The following is a 16,106-nucleotide window of genomic DNA, read 5'->3' as shown; positions in this document are numbered from 1 at the left end:
GTCCCGCAGGGCCGTGGCGGCGATATCGGTATGTACCGCACCGAATGTGCGGAATCGATCTACGGATCAGGCTTCGGTCATCGCCGCGAACGCCGGAGCCCCCGAACCCCCGGCAGCAGCCGGAGCGCGCTTCGGCTTCGCGGCGGCGGAGTCACGGTATCCAGCTTCGATCATCGCGCGCTCGCGCCACAGGTGGTACAGCGCGAGGGCGAAGATGGTCGTGCCGATCACGTTGGCCAGGAAGTGCCACCAGATGCGGTATGTGGCCGCGCCGGGGCCGGGGTCGAGCAGGCCGAAGATGGTCGACAGCCCGATCGCTTTGGTGCCGAACGCGACCGTCAGGGTGAGCGCGAGATGCTCGAGCCCGTGGATGCCTTGCATCAGCACGCCCATACGACCCCACTTGCGAGCCTTGCTCTCCAGCGCGTGGTGGGTGATCAGGGCGACCCCGACCAGTCCGGCGAGGAAGTGGAAATTGCCGACCAAGTGCAGGATTTCCATGCCGAGCGCCGGCTTCATGTGGTCGACCTGAGCGAATCCATTGGCCAGGCCGGTGCCCCACGGGGTCATCCACGCCGGTGAGTTCGGGTGCTGGATCCAGTACCCGACCTGTGCCACGTGCTCCTGGAAGTGTCCTATCTGGGCGACCACACCGAGCGCGACGACACCGAGCGCGGTGCGGAACATCCATGGTCGCAGAGGTTTACGCAACGCGACGACGAGTACGCCGACGGCCGCCCACATGACGACCATCCAGGCCACCATCAAGATCGCACCAAGGATTTCCAACCCGGTCGCTTCGGCTGTGTGGTTCATGGGAACCGCCCTTCTGCGCGCCCTCCGGCAACGGCGACGGATGGGGGAGTTGCTACGGGAACGCGTGAAACGCGTTGTCCGCAAGATACAAGGTGGCGGCGACCTCTGTCCGAGATTTCCGAATGTCCTGGACTCGCTCACAATTCGGTTCGTGTCCTGCCCGAGTCGCATAGCCCGTGCTCAGGATGGCCGCAGCAAGCCTTCGACGATGCGGTGGGCGCGATCGGCGGCCTCCGGGTCGCCGATTCGCAGCGCGGTGTTGGTGGCGCACAGCACCGCATCGATCTGGAACGCGGTCAGCTCCGCGTCGAGTTCGGCGATCTCACCGGCGGACGCCGCCGAGCGCAACTCCCGGGCCAGTAGCCGCACCCACGCTCGCTGATCACGGAACAGGGCGTCGCGCACCGGTCCCGGCTTGCTGTCGCACTCGGCCATGGTCGCGACGCGGAAGCAGCCGCCCGCGAACAGCGGTGTCTCGGCGTAGACCATCCAGTGGTCGAGCAGGGCTCGCAGCCGAGCGACACCGTGCGGCGCGGAACGGGCCGGTTCGACGACCGCTTCCACGAACCGGTCGCGCGCGTGGTCGACGGCGGCCAGTTGCAGTGCTTCCTTCGTGCGGAACAGGGTCTGGATTCCCGCTTTGCTCAGCCCGGTGTCGGCGGCCAGCCTGCCGAAGCTGAGACCGTCCAATCCGTCCAGCGAGGCGATGTCGACCGCCTGCCGCAGCACCGTGGCGCGAGTTCGCGCACCGCGCAGCAATCGCTTGTCGGTGATCTCGGCGGTGCGCCGGCCACTTTCCATACGGTCGATCGTACTTGCTCTCCGGGGATGTTCAATCGCGCCGGTAGGGCCAGCTCCAGTCGGCTACCTCGGGAATGTCCGTGCCGTGTTCCCTGGTCCACGCACGAGCCGTCCAACGCGCGTCGACCATCTCCTGCCGCAGCCCCGCGGCGCGCTCACGCAGGCTGGGCACGCGATCGATCACATCCATGACGAGGTGGTAGCGGTCCAGGTCGTTGAGCATCACCATGTCGAACGGCGTGGTCGTCGTGCCCCGCTCCTTGTACCCGCGGACATGCAGTTCGCCGTGGTTGGTGCGCCGATAGGTCAGCCGGTGCACCAACCACGGATAGCCGTGGAAGGCGAAGATCACCGGCCGGTCCCGGGTGAACAGCGTGTCGAACTCGTGGTCGGGCAGACCGTGCGGATGCTCGTTCGGCGGTTGCAACCGCATCAGGTCGACCACATTGACCACCCGGACGCGCAGATCCGGCAGCCGTTCGCGCAGGATCGCGGCGGCGGCGAGGGTTTCCAGCGTCGGCACGTCGCCCGCGCACGCCAGCACTACGTCCGGCGTGGTGCCCCCGTCGTCGCGGTGGCCTGCCCACGGCCAGATGCCGATCCCGCGCGCGCAGTGCTCGGCGGCTTCGGCCACCGACAGCCAGTCGGCCTGGGGCTGCTTGCCCGCGACCACCACATTCACATAGTGCCGGGAGCGCAGGCAGTGGTCATAGGTGGACAGCAGTGTGTTGGCGTCCGGCGGCAGGTACACCCGCACGATCGAGGCCTTCTTGTTCAGCACCACGTCCAGGAAACCGGGATCCTGGTGGGTGAAGCCGTTGTGGTCCTGGCGCCAGACGTGCGAGGACAGCAGATAGTTCAGGCTCGGAATCGGGCGCCGCCACGGCACCGCCGAGCTGGCGTCGAGCCATTTGGCGTGCTGGTTGAACATGGCGTCGACGATGTGGATGAACGCCTCGTAGCAAGTGAAGACGCCGTGCCTGCCGGTCAGCAGGTAGCCCTCCAGCAATCCCTGGCACATGTGTTCGGACAGCACCTCGATCACCCGGCCGGTGCGGTCGAGTTTCTCGTCGCGGGGGTCGATCTCGGCTTGCCAGTCGCGGCCGGTGACCTCGAGGATGTCCTGTAACCGGTTACTGGCCAATTCGTCCGGCGCGAAGGTCAGGAAGTTGTCCGGATTGTGTCTGGTGACCTCCCGCAGCCAGCCGCCGAGCACCCTGGTGGCCGAGTGCTCGGTCGCGCCCGGCGCGGACACCTCGACGCCGAAGTCGCCCCAGTCCGGCAGGCGCAGGTCGCGCAGCAGCGCACCGCCGTTGGCGACCGGATTGGCGCTCATCCGCCGATCGCCGCCGGGTACCTGCGCGATCAGTTCCGGCGCCGGTGCACCGCCGGCGTCGAACAGCTCCTCCGGACGGTAGGAGCGCAGCCACTGTTCCAGGACCGCGCGGTGGCCTGCATCGGTGCGCGCACCCGGCAACGGCACCTGGTGTGCCCGGAAGGTGCCCTCGACCTGGTCGCCGTCCACCACCGGCGGACAGGTCCAGCCCTTGGGCGTGCGTAACACGATCATCGGCCAGGTGGGCCGCGTCCCATCGCCGCCGCCGCGCGCGGCGCGCTGGATCCGGTCGATGCGATCCATACTCGTGTCCACCGCCGCGGCCATCGCCTGGTGGACCACCGCGGGATCGTCGCCGGCGACGACGATCGGTTCGTAGCCGTATCCGCGCAGCAGGGCGAGCAGTTCCGATTCCGGGATGCGCGCCAGAATGGTCGGGTTGGCGATCTTGTACTCGTTCAGCGCCAGGATCGGCAGCACCGCGCCGTCGCGCGCCGGATTGAGGAACTTGTTCGCATGCCAGCTCGTGGCCAGCGGTCCCGTCTCCGCCTCGCCGTCGCCGACCACGCAGAACACGGTGAGATCGGGGTTGTCCAACGCGGCGCCGAACGCGTGCAGCAGCGAATAGCCGAGTTCACCGCCCTCGTGGAAGGAGCCGGGGGTCTCCGGTGCGCAGTGACTCGGCACCCCGCCGGGAAAGGAGAATTGGCCGAACAGTGCTCCCATGCCCGCGGCGTCCTGCGAGATGTGGCTGTAGAGCTCGGAATATGTGCCCTCCAGCCAGGCGCACGCGTTCGGCCCTGGACCGCCGTGTCCGGGGCCCGCGACGAAGACGGCGTTGAGCCGGCGTTGCCGGATCGCGCGATTGGCGTGCGTCCAGACCAGATTGAGGCCGGGTACCGTGCCGAAATGCCCGAGCAACCTGGGCTTGATGTGCTCGGAGCGCAGCGGCTCGCGCAGCAGCGGATTGGCCATCAGGTAGATCTGGCCGACCGCGAGATAGTTGGCGGCCCGCCACCACGCGTCGATCGACGCCAGTTCGTCGCGTTCCAACGGGCCCGGAACGTCCGCCAGCCGGTAGGGACGCGGGGCCACGGTTCGACCGCCGGTGCTGCCGACGTTGTCCGCCGAGGTGTCGCCACCTGCACTTGCCATGTGGGTCATGCGCCGACTCTCCTCAGGTTCGGGGGCATCGGGGGCGGCGGCGCCACGCGGAACAGCCGTTCCGATCCTGCAACGGTCGCCGATCGGAATCGGCAACGCCGGATGGAGAATTCACCGCCAGCCTAGCCGGAGTGGGCTCCGCGCGGCGGTCCGCGCGTGTCGCGGGAAGCCCACCCGGCCAGGTCCCCGTTCGTGGTCTAGGGTCCGCGGCATGCACATTCTCGGAAGGATCATCGGTGTCGGCGCCCTCGCCGCGACGACCATCGCGCTGGCGGCTTGCGGCTCGGACGACGAGCCGACCGCCACGACCGTCTCCGCGACGAGGACCACCGTGGCGGCGGGGCCTTCCCCCGCGCAGCGCCCGGCCACGCAGAGCAAAGGCCGGGAGTGCACCGCCGAGGACATCCGCGTCGCCGGCGACTTCGGCGTCGCACCCACCATCACCATCCCGGACGACTGCGACCCGCCCAAGCGGCTGATCGTCAAGGATCTGAGCGAGGGCAGCGGGCCAGGCGCCGCGGCAGGCCAGCAGCTGACCATGAACTACGCGCTGGTCACCTGGTCGGACAAGAAGACGCTGGACAGTTCGTTCGATCGCGGCAAGCCGTTCCAGCTCACCCTCGGCGGAGGACAGGTCATCGACGGCTGGGACCAGGGGCTCGTCGGTGTCCGGGAAGGCTCGCGCAGGTTGTTGATCGTGCCGCCGGAGCTGGGCTACGGCGCGGGCGGACGCGGCATCGCGCCGTACGAGACGCTGGTCTTCGTCACCGACGCGGTCTCGGTGGGGAAGTGACTCCGGCTTTCGCGGCCCGCGCCGGGCACCGCCGGATGCAGGCCCGCTCGGCCGGTCAACTAACCTGGTCGGGATGCGTGGCGTACGCCGCATTCCTCGTCGTCTCGGCCGAGGCCGGTACTCCGGTTCGGAACCGCGCCGGTGGGGGAGTGCGGCAGCCGGCGTAGGGCCGCCTCATCCGCCGTTCCGAGTTGGAGTGCCGGGGTGAGGCACCGCACACCGAACGTAAACCAGTACGAACAACGAACAAGGAGCATGTCCGTGAAGAGCACCGTCGAGCAGCTGAGCCCGACCCGGGTCCGGATCAATGTCGAGGTGCCCTTCGAGGAGCTGAAGCCCGATTTCGACCGCGCGTACAAGGCACTGGCCAAGCAGGTTCGTATCCCCGGCTTCCGCCCCGGTAAGGCGCCCGCGAAGCTGCTCGAGGCCCGTCTCGGCCGTGGCGCGATCCTGGAGCAGGTGGTCAACGACGCGCTGCCCGGTCGCTACAGCGAGGCCGTCACCACCTCCGAGGTGAAGGTCATCGGTCAGCCGGAGATCGAGATCACCAAGATCGAGGACGGCCAGGAGCTCGCCTTCACCGCCGAGGTCGACGTGCGTCCGGAGATCACTCTGCCGGACTACGAGAGCATCGCGGTCACCGTCGACGCGTTCACCGTCGGCGACGAGGACATCGAGGAGCAGTTGCAGTCGCTGCGCCAGCGCTTCGGCACCCTGGCCGGGGTCGAGCGTCCGGTGCAGGACGGCGACTTCGTCTCCATCGATCTCGCGGCGACGGTGGACGGCCAGGAGGTGCCCGAGGCCGCCACGACCGGCCTGTCCCACGAGGTCGGTTCCGGTCAGCTCATCGAGGGCCTGGACGAGGCGCTGGTCGGATTGTCGGCGGGCGAGTCGAAGGAGTTCACCTCGACGCTGGTCGCGGGCGAGCACGCGGGCAAGGAGGCGGTCATCACCGTCACCGTGCAGACCGTCAAGGAGCGCGAGCTGCCCGAGGCCGATGACGAGTTCGCCCAGCTGGCCAGCGAATTCGACACCCTGGACGAGCTGAAGACCGACCTGCGCAGCCGCGTCGAGCGGGTCAAGAAGGTGCAGCAGGCGGGCGAGATCCGCGACAAGGTGCTGGAGACCCTGCTCGAGCAGGTCGAGGTACCGCTGCCCGAGGCCGTGGTGAAGGCCGAGATCGACGCGGTGACCCACGACGCGGTGCACGGCTTCGACCACGACGAGGCCAAGTTCGCCGAGGCGCTCGAGGCGCAGGGCAGCACACGCGAGGAGTTCGACACCGAGACCAAGGAGTCCGCCGAGAAGTCGGTCAAGACCCAGCTGCTGCTGGACGCGATCGCCGAGGCGGAGGGCACCCAGGTCGGGCAGGAGGAGCTCACCGAGCGGATCCTGTTCCAGGCGCAGCGCTACGGCATGTCGCCGGAGCAGTTCATCCAGCAGGTGCAGCAGGCGGGCCAGCTCGGCGCGGTGTTCGCGGATGTGCGCCGCGGCAAGGCGCTGGCGGGCGTGGTCGGCAAGGTGACCGTCACCGACTCCGCGGGCAACCCGGTGGACACCGCCGAAATGTTCGGCCCTCCCGCCGATTCCGCGGACGAGGACCAGGCCGCCGAGGCGGCCGCGGCGGACGCCGAATAATTTCATGGAATGTCGGCGTGTTCGACGCCCGAGAGGTGCGCTGATTGCGCTGTGAGCGAAGAAAGGGCGGTACCGGGAGTTCGGTGCCGCCCTGCTTCGTTAATGTTTGTGACGGCAAGTCGGATAGCCCGTCCGCTGGGCGCGGCATATCCGACCAGTGATGGCTATGTGGCACTCCGCAACGAGCCGGCGAGAGAAGGCAGGTATCCGTGACAATCAACCAGGCAGGGGTCATGACAACCGCGACTGCTGGTCTCAACCTCAGTGATTCGGTGTACGAGCGCCTGCTGCGGGAGCGCATCATCTTCCTCGGCACGCAGGTCGACGACGACATCGCGAACAAGCTGTGCGCGCAGATCCTGTTGCTCTCGGCGGAGGATCCCACCAAGGACATCTCGCTCTACATCAACTCGCCGGGCGGCTCGGTGACCGCGGGCATGGCCATCTACGACACGATGCAGTTCGCCGAGTGCGACATCGCCACCTACGGCATGGGCCTGGCCGCGTCGATGGGGCAATTCCTGCTCACCGCGGGCACCAAGGGCAAGCGCTACGCGCTGCCGCACGCGCGCATCATGATGCACCAGCCCTCCGCGGGTATCGGCGGCTCGGCGGCGGATATCGCGATCATGGCGGAGCAATTCGCGCACACGAAGCGGGAGCTGAACGAGCTGCAGGCGCTGCACACCGGCAAGTCGGTCGAGCAGGTCACCACCGACGCCGACCGGGACCGCTGGTTCACCGCGTCCGAAGCCCTGGAATACGGCTTCATCGACCACGTGATCAGCCACGCGAATCAGGCCAACGGCGCCAAGAAGTAACGCACCGGATCACCCACAGGCCCCCGGACGCCTCGAACGTCCGGCCGCCGCACCGACTTTGGAGACTCAGATGGCCCATTCGATCGACCCGCGCGCCGGCCTGTCCGGTATCGCACCGCAGAGCCCGCAGGCGCGCTACATCCTGCCGTCGTTCATCGAGCACTCGAGCTTCGGCGTCAAGGAGTCCAACCCGTACAACAAGCTGTTCGAGGAGCGCATCATCTTCCTCGGCGTGCAGGTGGACGACGCCTCGGCCAACGACATCATGGCGCAGCTGCTGGTGCTGGAGTCGCTGGACCCCGACCGCGACATCACCATGTACATCAACTCGCCGGGTGGCTCGTTCACCTCGCTGATGGCCATCTACGACACCATGCAGTACGTGCGCGCCGACGTCGCCACGGTCTGCCTCGGCCAGGCCGCCTCGGCCGCGGCCGTGCTGCTGGCCGCGGGCTCCCCCGGCAAGCGGGCCTGCCTGCCCAACGCTCGCGTCCTGATCCACCAGCCGTCGCTGGAGGGTGGCATCCAGGGTCAGGTGTCGGACCTGGAGATCCAGGCCGCCGAGATCGAGCGCATGCGTCGCCTGATGGAGACCACGCTCGCGCGGCACACCGGCAAGGACGCCGACACCATCCGCAAGGACACCGACCGTGACAAGATCCTGACGGCCGAGGAGGCCAAGGAGTACGGGATCATCGACACGGTGTTCGACTACCGCAAGCTCAGCGCGCAGAAATAAAAGCGCGAATCGTCGTTTCCGGCCGGGCCGGGACGACTGGGCGAATTGCCGATCCCGGCGGCGGTTCGCTCGGAAATGGTTCTATGACAGGGAGATTCCGGCCGGGAAGCATGCCATGGGGTATGCCGCCCGGCCGGACCGCTTATCACACCGCCGCGATTCGAGAATTTGTTCGAACCCGGCGCGGCGCGAGGGCGGTCCGGAGTGTCGATTGCCGATCCGGCGGGCGGTCCGCCTTTCGACAGTGGGTGACAACTCGCACAACCCGCGCGAGAAACATGCGCGAGTTGTCGACCTCCGTCCCGAACACCGGGTACGGTCGACCTAGGGACCTTTGCTCCCGGTTGACAGCACTGCCCACCGGCCACGAATCAGCCGATGCGTTTGCGGCTGCGAAAGTGGTGGACAGCTGGCAACCTGGACGGACGGTTGCACGCGGACAAGGAAGTAGGGACCCACGAGATGGCGCGCATCGGAGATGGCGGCGATCTGCTGAAGTGCTCGTTCTGCGGAAAGAGCCAGAAGCAGGTCAAGAAGCTCATTGCGGGACCAGGGGTGTACATCTGCGACGAGTGCATCGATCTCTGCAACGAGATCATCGAGGAGGAGCTCGCCGAATCGAGCGAGGTCAAGCTCGATGAGCTGCCCAAGCCGGCGGAGATCCGGGACTTCCTGGAGAACTACGTCATCGGCCAGGACACCGCCAAGCGCACTCTCGCGGTGGCCGTCTACAACCATTACAAACGCATCCAGGCGGGTGACAAGGGGCGCGACAGCCGCGGCGAGACCGTCGAGCTGGCCAAGTCCAACATCCTGATGCTGGGCCCCACCGGCTGCGGCAAGACCTATCTGGCCCAGACGTTGGCGAAGATGCTGAACGTGCCGTTCGCCATCGCCGACGCCACCGCGCTGACCGAGGCCGGGTACGTCGGTGAGGATGTCGAGAACATCCTGCTGAAGCTGATCCAGGCCGCCGACTACGACGTCAAGCGCGCCGAGACCGGCATCATCTACATCGACGAGGTCGACAAGATCGCCCGCAAGAGCGAGAACCCGTCGATCACCCGCGACGTGTCCGGCGAGGGCGTGCAGCAGGCCCTGCTGAAGATCCTGGAGGGCACCCAGGCGAGCGTGCCGCCGCAGGGCGGGCGCAAGCACCCGCACCAGGAGTTCATCCAGATCGACACCACCAACGTGCTGTTCATCGTGGCGGGCGCTTTCGCGGGCCTGGAGAAGATCATCTCCGACCGCACCGGCCACCGCGGCATCGGTTTCGGCGCCGAGGTGCGCTCCAAGGCCGAGATCGACACCACCGATCACTTCGCGGACGTCATGCCCGAGGATCTGATCAAGTTCGGCTTGATCCCCGAGTTCATCGGTCGTCTGCCGGTGGTCGCGTCGGTGACCAACCTGGACAAGGAATCGTTGGTCAAGATCCTTTCCGAGCCGAAGAACGCGCTGGTCAAGCAGTACGTCCGGTTGTTCGAGATGGACGGGGTCGACCTCGAGTTCACCGACGACGCGCTGGAGGCGGTCGCCGATCAGGCGATCCTGCGCGGTACCGGCGCGCGTGGCCTGCGGGCGATCATGGAGGAGGTCCTCCAGCCCGCGATGTACGACATCCCCAGCCGCGACGACGTCGCCAAGGTGGTCGTGAACGCGGACACGGTCAACGACAACGTGCTGCCCACCATCGTGCCGCGCAAGGCGCAGCGGGCGGAGCGCCGGGAGAAGTCGGCGTAATCCAGGTGTGGCGGCCCTACCGCGGGGGTACTCCTTCGTGAGGGTTGAGCAAACAGCCTAGTTCCGGTGGCCCTGTCTTCCGGAGCGCATCATTACCCGCAGGCACCTCGTCGGGAGATTGTTGCGGGCGACAGGACCGAGGTCCTCATGTCGGCAGGCTTGGCCAATCCCACGTACGTTCTCACCGCTGCTCGCAATGCCGATCACCCCGCCGAGCGGCTCAAGATCTCCGTCACGGCCCCGAGCGAACAGGTCACGCTATGCGCGCTAGCGGGTGAGGTCGACCATTACACCGCGGAAGTGTTCCGCCGCAGGCTGATCGGCTCGTTGGGTACGGCGGCGCCCCTGGTGGTCATCGATCTGTCGAAAGTCACGTTCTTCGGCGTCGCCGGGCTGTATGTCCTGGTCGACGCGCGGACCATGCTTACGCAGACCGGTCGCGGGCTGCGCCTGGTCACCGGCGCCTGGTGTGTGGACCGGCTGTTGCAATTGGCCCAGGACCTCGGGCGTTTCGAAACCAGGTCGAGTCTCGCCGACGCTGTGCTCGACGCGGCGTGACGCACGGCGCCGGTCGTTACGATGGGTCATGTTTGCCAACCGGCGCTTGGAGCGCAAGGTCGACTCGTTACACATCAAGCTCAACCTGATCATGACCCATCTGGGCATCGAAGCGCCTGCCTCGGTCGCCCCGCCACGTACCGTGCCGTCGGTTCCGCGGGGTGACGGCATGGCGGAAATCGACGCGTTACTGGCGCAGGGCAAGAAGATTCACGCGATCAAGCGGTATCGGGAACTCACCGGCTGCGGGCTCAAAGAGGCCAAGGACGCGGTCGAAAGCCGGTACCCGTACTGAATGTCGGTGTGGTGGGCGCGGGCCGGGCTCCATTAAACGGCTCACGCCCACCGACCACCCTTTCCGGCGGTTCGCGCCGCCACCGGACCGCCCGGTCCGTGATCGGTGACGAATTCTGTTGTGCTGCCGCGCGTCAGACCTAGCTGTGCGCGCCTTGAACCAAAGGTGCGTGCAGATCCATCGGGAAGCCGGCGTCCGCGCCGGACCGGGTGTTCTCCGAGGAGCGTTCCGGCAACGGGTCGTGCCCGGCCGGGTCGGGCAGATTCCGTACCTGGTCAGTGGCGTAGCTGATCGCGCGTCCGTATCGCGCGCTCGCGGCGTCGTGGATGAGTAGCGCGACGCCGATCATCACCGGGGCTACCCCGTGTACGGCGGCGTCGAACCACCGGCCTTCGCTCACATACGGGTAAGTGTTCAGTCCCACGGTGAGCGCCAGCAACGCGACTTCGGCCGCCGCCACTTGGTTGCGGTTGTCCAGCACGCCCCACTCGGTGACCTTGTTCGTGCCGATCATGATGATGATCAGCGACACGCTGATCATCGCCTCGAGCAGGTAGCTGAACCAGTACAGCGGGTCGGTGGGGCCACCCGGCGCGATGTTGTGCTGGACGTTGACCGCCGACCACAGCATCCCGGCGGCGACCACGCCCGCCAGCGCGCCGAGCGACCACGAACGGTGCCGGTACAGCGACGCCAGCCTGGCATGCGGGCTGGACGCGCGCCGCTGCGCGGCGATGGCTTTGCGGGCCAGCAGCAGGTCCCTGATCTCGGCCTTCTCGATGGCCTCCGAAGTGTTCCGTGACCGGTCGGAGGCCGCGGAGGCCGCCTCGGCCTGCTTCCAGCGCTGGTCGCGATCCTGCGTCCGGATGCGTTCGGCCAGTTCGCGTTCCGCGACCAGTTCCTCCTCCGACAGCGCGCCGGTCAGCGCCGGGTCGAACTGATAGGCGAGCCGGCCGCGGGCCTTCTCGACCCGTCTGGCCAGCCGCGCGACGTCGTCGTCCGAGGTCTGTTCGTCGAGCATGCGGCTCCAAAGGGTTGAGCGGAGGGGAACTCGAGAAACCGAAGACGCCGGCACGGCCTGCCGTTGCGCGAAATTCGCGACGGCAGCTCGTCGACCGCGGCGCGGCCAGGCGACGTCAACACCTCCTATTCTTAGTGCATTCCGGGCTATAACGACAGTCCGGAGTATCCGCGGCCTCGAAATGCCAGGTCGCCCCGGGCCTTTCCCGCAGCGCCACGGCGGTTTTCACGCCCAGGGCACTCGGCACGAATCGGTGCTGAAACCCTGCGCGGTGATCCCGAGCGCCGAATTGAACCGGGCGCGCGAGTTTTCCAGCGCGATGTGATAGCTGAGCTCGATCACGCCCGCTCGGCCGAACCGCCGCTCCAGGTCGGCGACCTGCTCGTCGGTGACCGCGGTCGGCGTGGCGGTCATCGCGTCGGCGTAGGCGATGGCGGCGCGCTCGTCGTCGGAGTACAGCGACGAGGTCGCGTAGTCGGCGATGTGCTCGAGCCGCGCGACGTCCAGTTCGCCCAGCCGCATGAGCATGGCGCCGAAGTCGACGCACCAAGAACAACCGATCGTCCACGCCGTGCGATAGACGGCGATTTCGCGGATGACAGCGGGCAGGGCGGTGCTGGCCTTGCCCACCATGGTCTCGTGAACCGCGTTGGCGGTGAGCAGTTTCGGGTGATTGGCGGTGACGGCGAACGGCTCCGGCACTTCGTGGAAGCGGCGCTTGGCCAGCCGGTACAGCAGCTTGGTCATCGGCCCGGCCTGCTGCGGGGTGACGGCGGCGATACGGGTGGCGCCCATGTCGATCTCCTTCGATCAGCGGATGTGGTTCCTACTTCTCGGACGAGAGACCGTGCCGGAATGTGATGGGGCCGCGATGTGACGTGAGGCACCCCGGCCACCGCGCGGACTACTCGGGTTCGACCCGCATGTCCTCCTGACTCCAGTAGGCGCGCATCCCGGTGATCCGGCCTTCCTCGTCGAATTCCATCACGTCGATCGGCGACACGATGAAGCGCTGTCCGCCGACCTTGGTGACGATGGTGAACGGGAACGCGGCTCGAGTGCCCGCGATCCTGACGTCCTCGGGCCGCAACTCGGTCTCCCGATCCAGCGCGGCGATCACCTCGTAGAACTCGCGGATGGCGGCGTGGCCGCGCTTGGGCGGGGTGCCGACCGGGTCCTCCACGATCGCGTCGGGCGCGTAGAGCGCGACGATGTCCTCGGTCGGGCCCGAGCCGACCAGCTTGACGTACTGCTCGACCACGTCGCGGATCTGCTTGGCCATCGAGTCTCCTCCGAAGTGAAACGTGTTCTAGTTTTATAGCCTAGCAAGTTCCCTGGCGCGATTCGATCCCCTCGGCCAGGTCCAGCACGACGACCTGGACGCCGGTGGCGAGCAGGTCGGAGGCGGACAACCCGAACAGCGTGCGGAACGTGTCGCTGAAGTGCGAGGGACTGGCGAATCCGGCGTCGGTCGAGGCCATGGTGAGGTTCGCGCCTCCGGCGATCGCGCGTCCGACGGCGAGCATCCTGACCCAGAGGCGGTAGCGCCGGAAGGAGGTCCCGGCCTGGGCGGCGAACAGGTGCAGGAATCGCGACTCCGACAGATGTGCGGCCGCGGCGAACCGTGCGGCGGTGAATGCGGCGGCGGGATGTGCGTGGAGGTCGGCGAGCGCCTCCACGATGCGCTCGTCCAGCGGGGCGACCGGTGCCGCGCCGGCGAGTCCCGCCAACGATCCCGGTTCGGGGCGAGCGCTGCCCGCAGCCGTCGCCAGTGCGTTCTCCGACACATGGTGTAGCCCGAAATCGTTGTCCCACTGCGTCATCCGAGCGCGGCAGGCGCGAGCGGCAGGTGATCCGGGATCCAGGTAGCAGAACATCATGTGGTCACCCTCGGTGACCACCCGGTGGACCCGGCGCGGCGGCACGAGGGCGCTGCGCGCGGTACGTACTCTGCCGTCGGCCGCGAGGGTGAACGGAGCGTCGATCCCGACCGCCAGGCAGTCGACCGCGGTCGAATGCGCGTCCAGGCGCAGTGACGGTCCGCGATAGATCGCCTGCCCGGCCCACAGCCACAGCGTCGCGGGCAATCCGTGCGAGGTGTTCGGCATGCCGTCATGCTGGCACGCTGCGAGGGTGTGACCGTGTTCGGTTGTCGTTCGCGCCGGCAGACGATGCCGACCGCGAGCCACTGTGCCGGGTACGGGGGATCGCCGTTGATCCCCCTGGTTCGACGTTGAACCGTCTCCCGTGCTCGGTGTTCGCTGAGTCTGTCGGGGAAGGCGCACCCCGTGTTACCGCCGTTGTTCCTTTCGTCCTTTTCGCCCGTCCGGCGTCGGCCGTTCATGGGTTCCGACGGCGTGGACCGGGGAAATTCATCGCTATTTCCGCTGTTCGCGCCCCGGTGTGTCGAGCTTGCGCTCTCGGTGGCGTGCTGTTTACTCGGTCCGGTCAACCAGATGTTCGAGTGACGAGTGGAAGCGGAGGAGACATGGCACTGCCTACCATGACCGCAGAGCAGCGCACCGAGGCGTTGGCCAAGGCGGCTGCGGTCCGCAAGGCACGCTCCGAACTGATCGGCAAGGTGAAAGACGGCAAGGTCTCGGTCGCGGACCTGCTGAAGAAGGCCGACTCCGACGAGTTGGTCAAGAAGACCAAGGTGGCCGCGGTGATCAAGGCCCTGCCCGGTGTCGGGCCGGTGAAGGCCGCGAAGCTGATGGACCAGGCGGAGATCCCCGAGGATCGCCGCATCGGTGGTCTCGGCGCGCGTCAGCGCGCGGCACTGCTCGAAGCGCTGAAGGACTGACGGGCGGGGAATTCGGCGGCGCATCCGCGGACGCACCGGATCACGCCCGTGGTGATCTCCCACGGGCGTCCCGCACTCACCTGCCGGTCTCGCCGGTCAACGGGCGGGCGGCGTACGGCGGCGGCGCGGGAAACGCACCGTGACCGGTTGCGGATCCGACAGAGGCAGGTCGCCTCGCGGCGGGGCGAGGACACAGACGGCTCCGCCGGCCACGAGCAGGAACGCCGCGATCAGGCTGGCCGCGAAGCTCGCCGCGCCCATTTCGGCGGGCTTGTGCAGCACGTGGTACAGAAAATGGGGGACGCCGAAGGTCAGCCAGCCGATGCCGGCCATCCGGGCCGCCGTGGTTCGATCGATGATCAGCGCGGCGATCGTCACCGCGGTCAGCGCCAGGAAGAAGGCCCCGACATCGGCGGCCAAATGGTGGTTGTACGGGCCGTCCGCCGCCACCCACTGGGTGCCGAACCCCGGAAAACTGGTGTACCAGGAGTGCGGCGCCAGGGTGGCCCAGAGGCCGACGACGGCCCCTTGCGCAGCCAGGACGGCCAGCACGATTCGCGTGAGCAGCAGGCGGCGGTGCTGCCCGAACCGCATCCGTACCCGCAGGCCCTCGGAGTTGCCCTGCACCGAGATCCGCATCGGCCGCTCCGTTCTCGCCGAACCCGTTTCGGCTCCGTGCAGTCACGGTAAAGCGAGTATCCGGCGCGGGCAATAGTGAGTCAGGCCAACAACGAGTCGGCGCCCGGGTCGGTGCGAATCCGCTCGGGAGCGCTGTAGACGTTCATGGTCTCGCCGCGCAGGAAGCCGACCAGGGTCAGTCCCGCGTCGGCGGCGAGGTCGACCGCCAGCGAACTCGGCGCCGAGACCGCGCCGAGTAGGGGGATCCCGGCCATGACGGCTTTCTGCACCAGTTCGAAGGAGGCGCGCCCGCTGACGATCAGCACGAGATCGTGGGCTGGGATGCGGGTTTCGCGTAGCGCCCAGCCGACGACCTTGTCGACGGCGTTGTGCCTGCCGATGTCCTCGCGCACGGCCAGTGGTCGGCCATCGGAGGTGAACAGGCCCGCGGCGTGCAGGCCGCCGGTGGCGTCGAAGACGGATTGGCGGTCGCGCAACCCGCCCGGCATGGCGGCCAGTACGCGGGTGTCGACCGCGGGGCCGCCGGGCGGCAAGGGAAACCGGGTGCGGGTGCGGACCTCGTCGAGGGCGGTCTTGCCGCACAGCCCGCAGGCTCCGGTGGTCAGGAAGGAGCGGGTCGGCACCTGGGCGGGGGTGCGCAGGGTGATGTCCAGGACGTTGTAGGTGTTGCGGCCCTGGTCGTCGGTGCCCGCGCAATAACGGGCCGCCACGATGTCCTCGGCGGAGCGAATGATGTCCTCGCTCAGTAGGAATCCGTGCACGAGGTCGATGTCGTTGCCGGGAGTGCGCATGGTGACCGTCAGCGATTGCCCGCCGATACGGATTTCCAGCGGCTCTTCGACCGCGAGGGTGTCCGGACGCTGGATATCCGCGCCGGGAGTGATCCGGCGCATCCGGCGGCGGGCGGTGACGCGACTCATGTTGTGCCCCTCTCGGCAT

General features: G+C 67.7%; 17 protein-coding genes. 8 read left to right on the top strand and 9 right to left on the bottom strand.

Features of this window, described 5'->3' with window-relative positions; all coding sequences use genetic code 11:
* Positions 1-66 precede the first annotated feature (66 nt).
* The 3 genes from ACFU5M_RS20525 to ACFU5M_RS20515 all read right to left on the bottom strand — a co-directional run bounded on the left by ACFU5M_RS20525 (position 67) and on the right by ACFU5M_RS20515 (position 4,117).
* Positions 67-816: a DUF6008 family protein gene (locus ACFU5M_RS20525; protein ID WP_379051438.1), complete on the bottom strand. Its 750-nt coding sequence runs from the start codon at positions 814-816 to the stop codon at positions 67-69.
* Positions 817-996: 180 nt separating this feature from the next.
* Positions 997-1,617, bottom strand: a complete 621-nt coding sequence (locus ACFU5M_RS20520) for a TetR/AcrR family transcriptional regulator (protein WP_379051435.1) — start codon at positions 1,615-1,617, stop codon at positions 997-999.
* Positions 1,618-1,648: 31 nt separating this feature from the next.
* Complete coding sequence (locus tag ACFU5M_RS20515; protein ID WP_379051433.1) at positions 1,649-4,117, bottom strand: phosphoketolase; 2,469 nt, start codon at positions 4,115-4,117, stop codon at positions 1,649-1,651.
* 211 nt (positions 4,118-4,328) lie between these two features.
* Here ACFU5M_RS20515 and ACFU5M_RS20510 point away from each other — a divergent pair, with 211 nt between their 5' ends.
* From ACFU5M_RS20510 to ACFU5M_RS20480, 7 genes are all read left to right on the top strand, one after another.
* A complete protein-coding gene (locus tag ACFU5M_RS20510; protein WP_379051431.1) occupies positions 4,329-4,910 on the top strand; it encodes an FKBP-type peptidyl-prolyl cis-trans isomerase in 582 nt (193 codons plus the stop codon).
* A 261-nt stretch (positions 4,911-5,171) separates the two neighbouring features.
* Complete coding sequence (gene tig / locus ACFU5M_RS20505) at positions 5,172-6,548, top strand: trigger factor (RefSeq protein WP_379051428.1); 1,377 nt, start codon at positions 5,172-5,174, stop codon at positions 6,546-6,548.
* A 233-nt stretch (positions 6,549-6,781) separates the two neighbouring features.
* The gene (locus tag ACFU5M_RS20500) at positions 6,782-7,369 is read left to right on the top strand and encodes an ATP-dependent Clp protease proteolytic subunit (RefSeq protein ID WP_040865480.1); all 588 of its coding nucleotides are present in this window, start codon (positions 6,782-6,784) and stop codon (positions 7,367-7,369) included.
* Between the two features lie 109 nt (positions 7,370-7,478).
* The gene (locus ACFU5M_RS20495) at positions 7,479-8,108 is read left to right on the top strand and encodes an ATP-dependent Clp protease proteolytic subunit (RefSeq protein WP_379051448.1); all 630 of its coding nucleotides are present in this window, start codon (positions 7,479-7,481) and stop codon (positions 8,106-8,108) included.
* Between the two features lie 462 nt (positions 8,109-8,570).
* Positions 8,571-9,851, top strand: coding sequence for an ATP-dependent Clp protease ATP-binding subunit ClpX (gene clpX / locus ACFU5M_RS20490; protein WP_043688668.1), 1,281 nt, complete (start codon positions 8,571-8,573; stop codon positions 9,849-9,851).
* Between the two features lie 147 nt (positions 9,852-9,998).
* Positions 9,999-10,409 carry an STAS domain-containing protein gene (locus ACFU5M_RS20485; protein WP_379051424.1) on the top strand — a complete coding sequence of 137 codons (411 nt, stop codon included), beginning with the start codon at positions 9,999-10,001 and terminating at the stop codon, positions 10,407-10,409.
* Between the two features lie 28 nt (positions 10,410-10,437).
* On the top strand, positions 10,438-10,704 hold the full coding sequence (locus tag ACFU5M_RS20480; protein WP_379051423.1) for a ribosomal protein L7/L12: 267 nt from the start codon (positions 10,438-10,440) through the stop codon (positions 10,702-10,704).
* Between the two features lie 139 nt (positions 10,705-10,843).
* On the opposite strand, the gene ACFU5M_RS20475 is transcribed toward ACFU5M_RS20480, so the two are convergent.
* From ACFU5M_RS20475 to ACFU5M_RS20460, 4 genes are all read right to left on the bottom strand, one after another.
* The gene (locus ACFU5M_RS20475; protein ID WP_379051421.1) at positions 10,844-11,725 is read right to left on the bottom strand and encodes a hypothetical protein; all 882 of its coding nucleotides are present in this window, start codon (positions 11,723-11,725) and stop codon (positions 10,844-10,846) included.
* A 225-nt stretch (positions 11,726-11,950) separates the two neighbouring features.
* The gene (locus ACFU5M_RS20470) at positions 11,951-12,520 is read right to left on the bottom strand and encodes a carboxymuconolactone decarboxylase family protein (protein WP_379051419.1); all 570 of its coding nucleotides are present in this window, start codon (positions 12,518-12,520) and stop codon (positions 11,951-11,953) included.
* A 109-nt stretch (positions 12,521-12,629) separates the two neighbouring features.
* Positions 12,630-13,007: a nuclear transport factor 2 family protein gene (locus tag ACFU5M_RS20465; RefSeq protein WP_379051417.1), complete on the bottom strand. Its 378-nt coding sequence runs from the start codon at positions 13,005-13,007 to the stop codon at positions 12,630-12,632.
* Positions 13,008-13,047: 40 nt separating this feature from the next.
* A complete protein-coding gene (locus tag ACFU5M_RS20460; RefSeq protein WP_379051415.1) occupies positions 13,048-13,833 on the bottom strand; it encodes a helix-turn-helix domain-containing protein in 786 nt (261 codons plus the stop codon).
* A gap of 380 nt (positions 13,834-14,213) precedes the next feature.
* On the opposite strand from ACFU5M_RS20460, the gene mihF reads away from it, so the two are divergent.
* Positions 14,214-14,528: an integration host factor, actinobacterial type gene (gene mihF, locus ACFU5M_RS20455; protein ID WP_379051412.1), complete on the top strand. Its 315-nt coding sequence runs from the start codon at positions 14,214-14,216 to the stop codon at positions 14,526-14,528.
* 96 nt (positions 14,529-14,624) lie between these two features.
* Here mihF and ACFU5M_RS20450 read toward each other — a convergent pair whose 3' ends face one another.
* Together ACFU5M_RS20450 and fdhD are read right to left on the bottom strand one after the other, a co-directional pair.
* The gene (locus tag ACFU5M_RS20450) at positions 14,625-15,167 is read right to left on the bottom strand and encodes a hypothetical protein (protein WP_379051409.1); all 543 of its coding nucleotides are present in this window, start codon (positions 15,165-15,167) and stop codon (positions 14,625-14,627) included.
* An 80-nt stretch (positions 15,168-15,247) separates the two neighbouring features.
* The gene (fdhD, locus tag ACFU5M_RS20445; RefSeq protein WP_379051406.1) at positions 15,248-16,087 is read right to left on the bottom strand and encodes a formate dehydrogenase accessory sulfurtransferase FdhD; all 840 of its coding nucleotides are present in this window, start codon (positions 16,085-16,087) and stop codon (positions 15,248-15,250) included.
* Positions 16,088-16,106 lie beyond the last annotated feature (19 nt).

The sequence above is a fragment of the Nocardia sp. NPDC057455 genome, from assembly GCF_042802775.1.
Classification (GTDB): Bacteria; Actinomycetota; Actinomycetes; order Mycobacteriales; family Mycobacteriaceae; genus Nocardia.
This window is presented reverse-complemented; position numbering and strand designations above follow the sequence as displayed.

Coding starts and splice junctions, on each gene's coding strand:
- ACFU5M_RS20525 (WP_379051438.1), bottom strand. CDS start 816: ATGAACCACACAGCCGAAGCGACCGGGTTGGAAATCCTTGGTGCGATC.
- ACFU5M_RS20520 (WP_379051435.1), bottom strand. CDS start 1,617: ATGGAAAGTGGCCGGCGCACCGCCGAGATCACCGACAAGCGATTGCTG.
- ACFU5M_RS20515 (WP_379051433.1), bottom strand. CDS start 4,117: ATGACCCACATGGCAAGTGCAGGTGGCGACACCTCGGCGGACAACGTC.
- ACFU5M_RS20510 (WP_379051431.1), top strand. CDS start 4,329: ATGCACATTCTCGGAAGGATCATCGGTGTCGGCGCCCTCGCCGCGACG.
- ACFU5M_RS20500 (WP_040865480.1), top strand. CDS start 6,782: ATGACAACCGCGACTGCTGGTCTCAACCTCAGTGATTCGGTGTACGAG.
- clpX (WP_043688668.1), top strand. CDS start 8,571: ATGGCGCGCATCGGAGATGGCGGCGATCTGCTGAAGTGCTCGTTCTGC.
- ACFU5M_RS20485 (WP_379051424.1), top strand. CDS start 9,999: ATGTCGGCAGGCTTGGCCAATCCCACGTACGTTCTCACCGCTGCTCGC.
- ACFU5M_RS20480 (WP_379051423.1), top strand. CDS start 10,438: ATGTTTGCCAACCGGCGCTTGGAGCGCAAGGTCGACTCGTTACACATC.
- ACFU5M_RS20475 (WP_379051421.1), bottom strand. CDS start 11,725: ATGCTCGACGAACAGACCTCGGACGACGACGTCGCGCGGCTGGCCAGA.
- ACFU5M_RS20470 (WP_379051419.1), bottom strand. CDS start 12,520: ATGGGCGCCACCCGTATCGCCGCCGTCACCCCGCAGCAGGCCGGGCCG.
- ACFU5M_RS20465 (WP_379051417.1), bottom strand. CDS start 13,007: ATGGCCAAGCAGATCCGCGACGTGGTCGAGCAGTACGTCAAGCTGGTC.
- ACFU5M_RS20460 (WP_379051415.1), bottom strand. CDS start 13,833: ATGCCGAACACCTCGCACGGATTGCCCGCGACGCTGTGGCTGTGGGCC.
- mihF (WP_379051412.1), top strand. CDS start 14,214: ATGGCACTGCCTACCATGACCGCAGAGCAGCGCACCGAGGCGTTGGCC.
- ACFU5M_RS20450 (WP_379051409.1), bottom strand. CDS start 15,167: ATGCGGATCTCGGTGCAGGGCAACTCCGAGGGCCTGCGGGTACGGATG.
- fdhD (WP_379051406.1), bottom strand. CDS start 16,087: ATGAGTCGCGTCACCGCCCGCCGCCGGATGCGCCGGATCACTCCCGGC.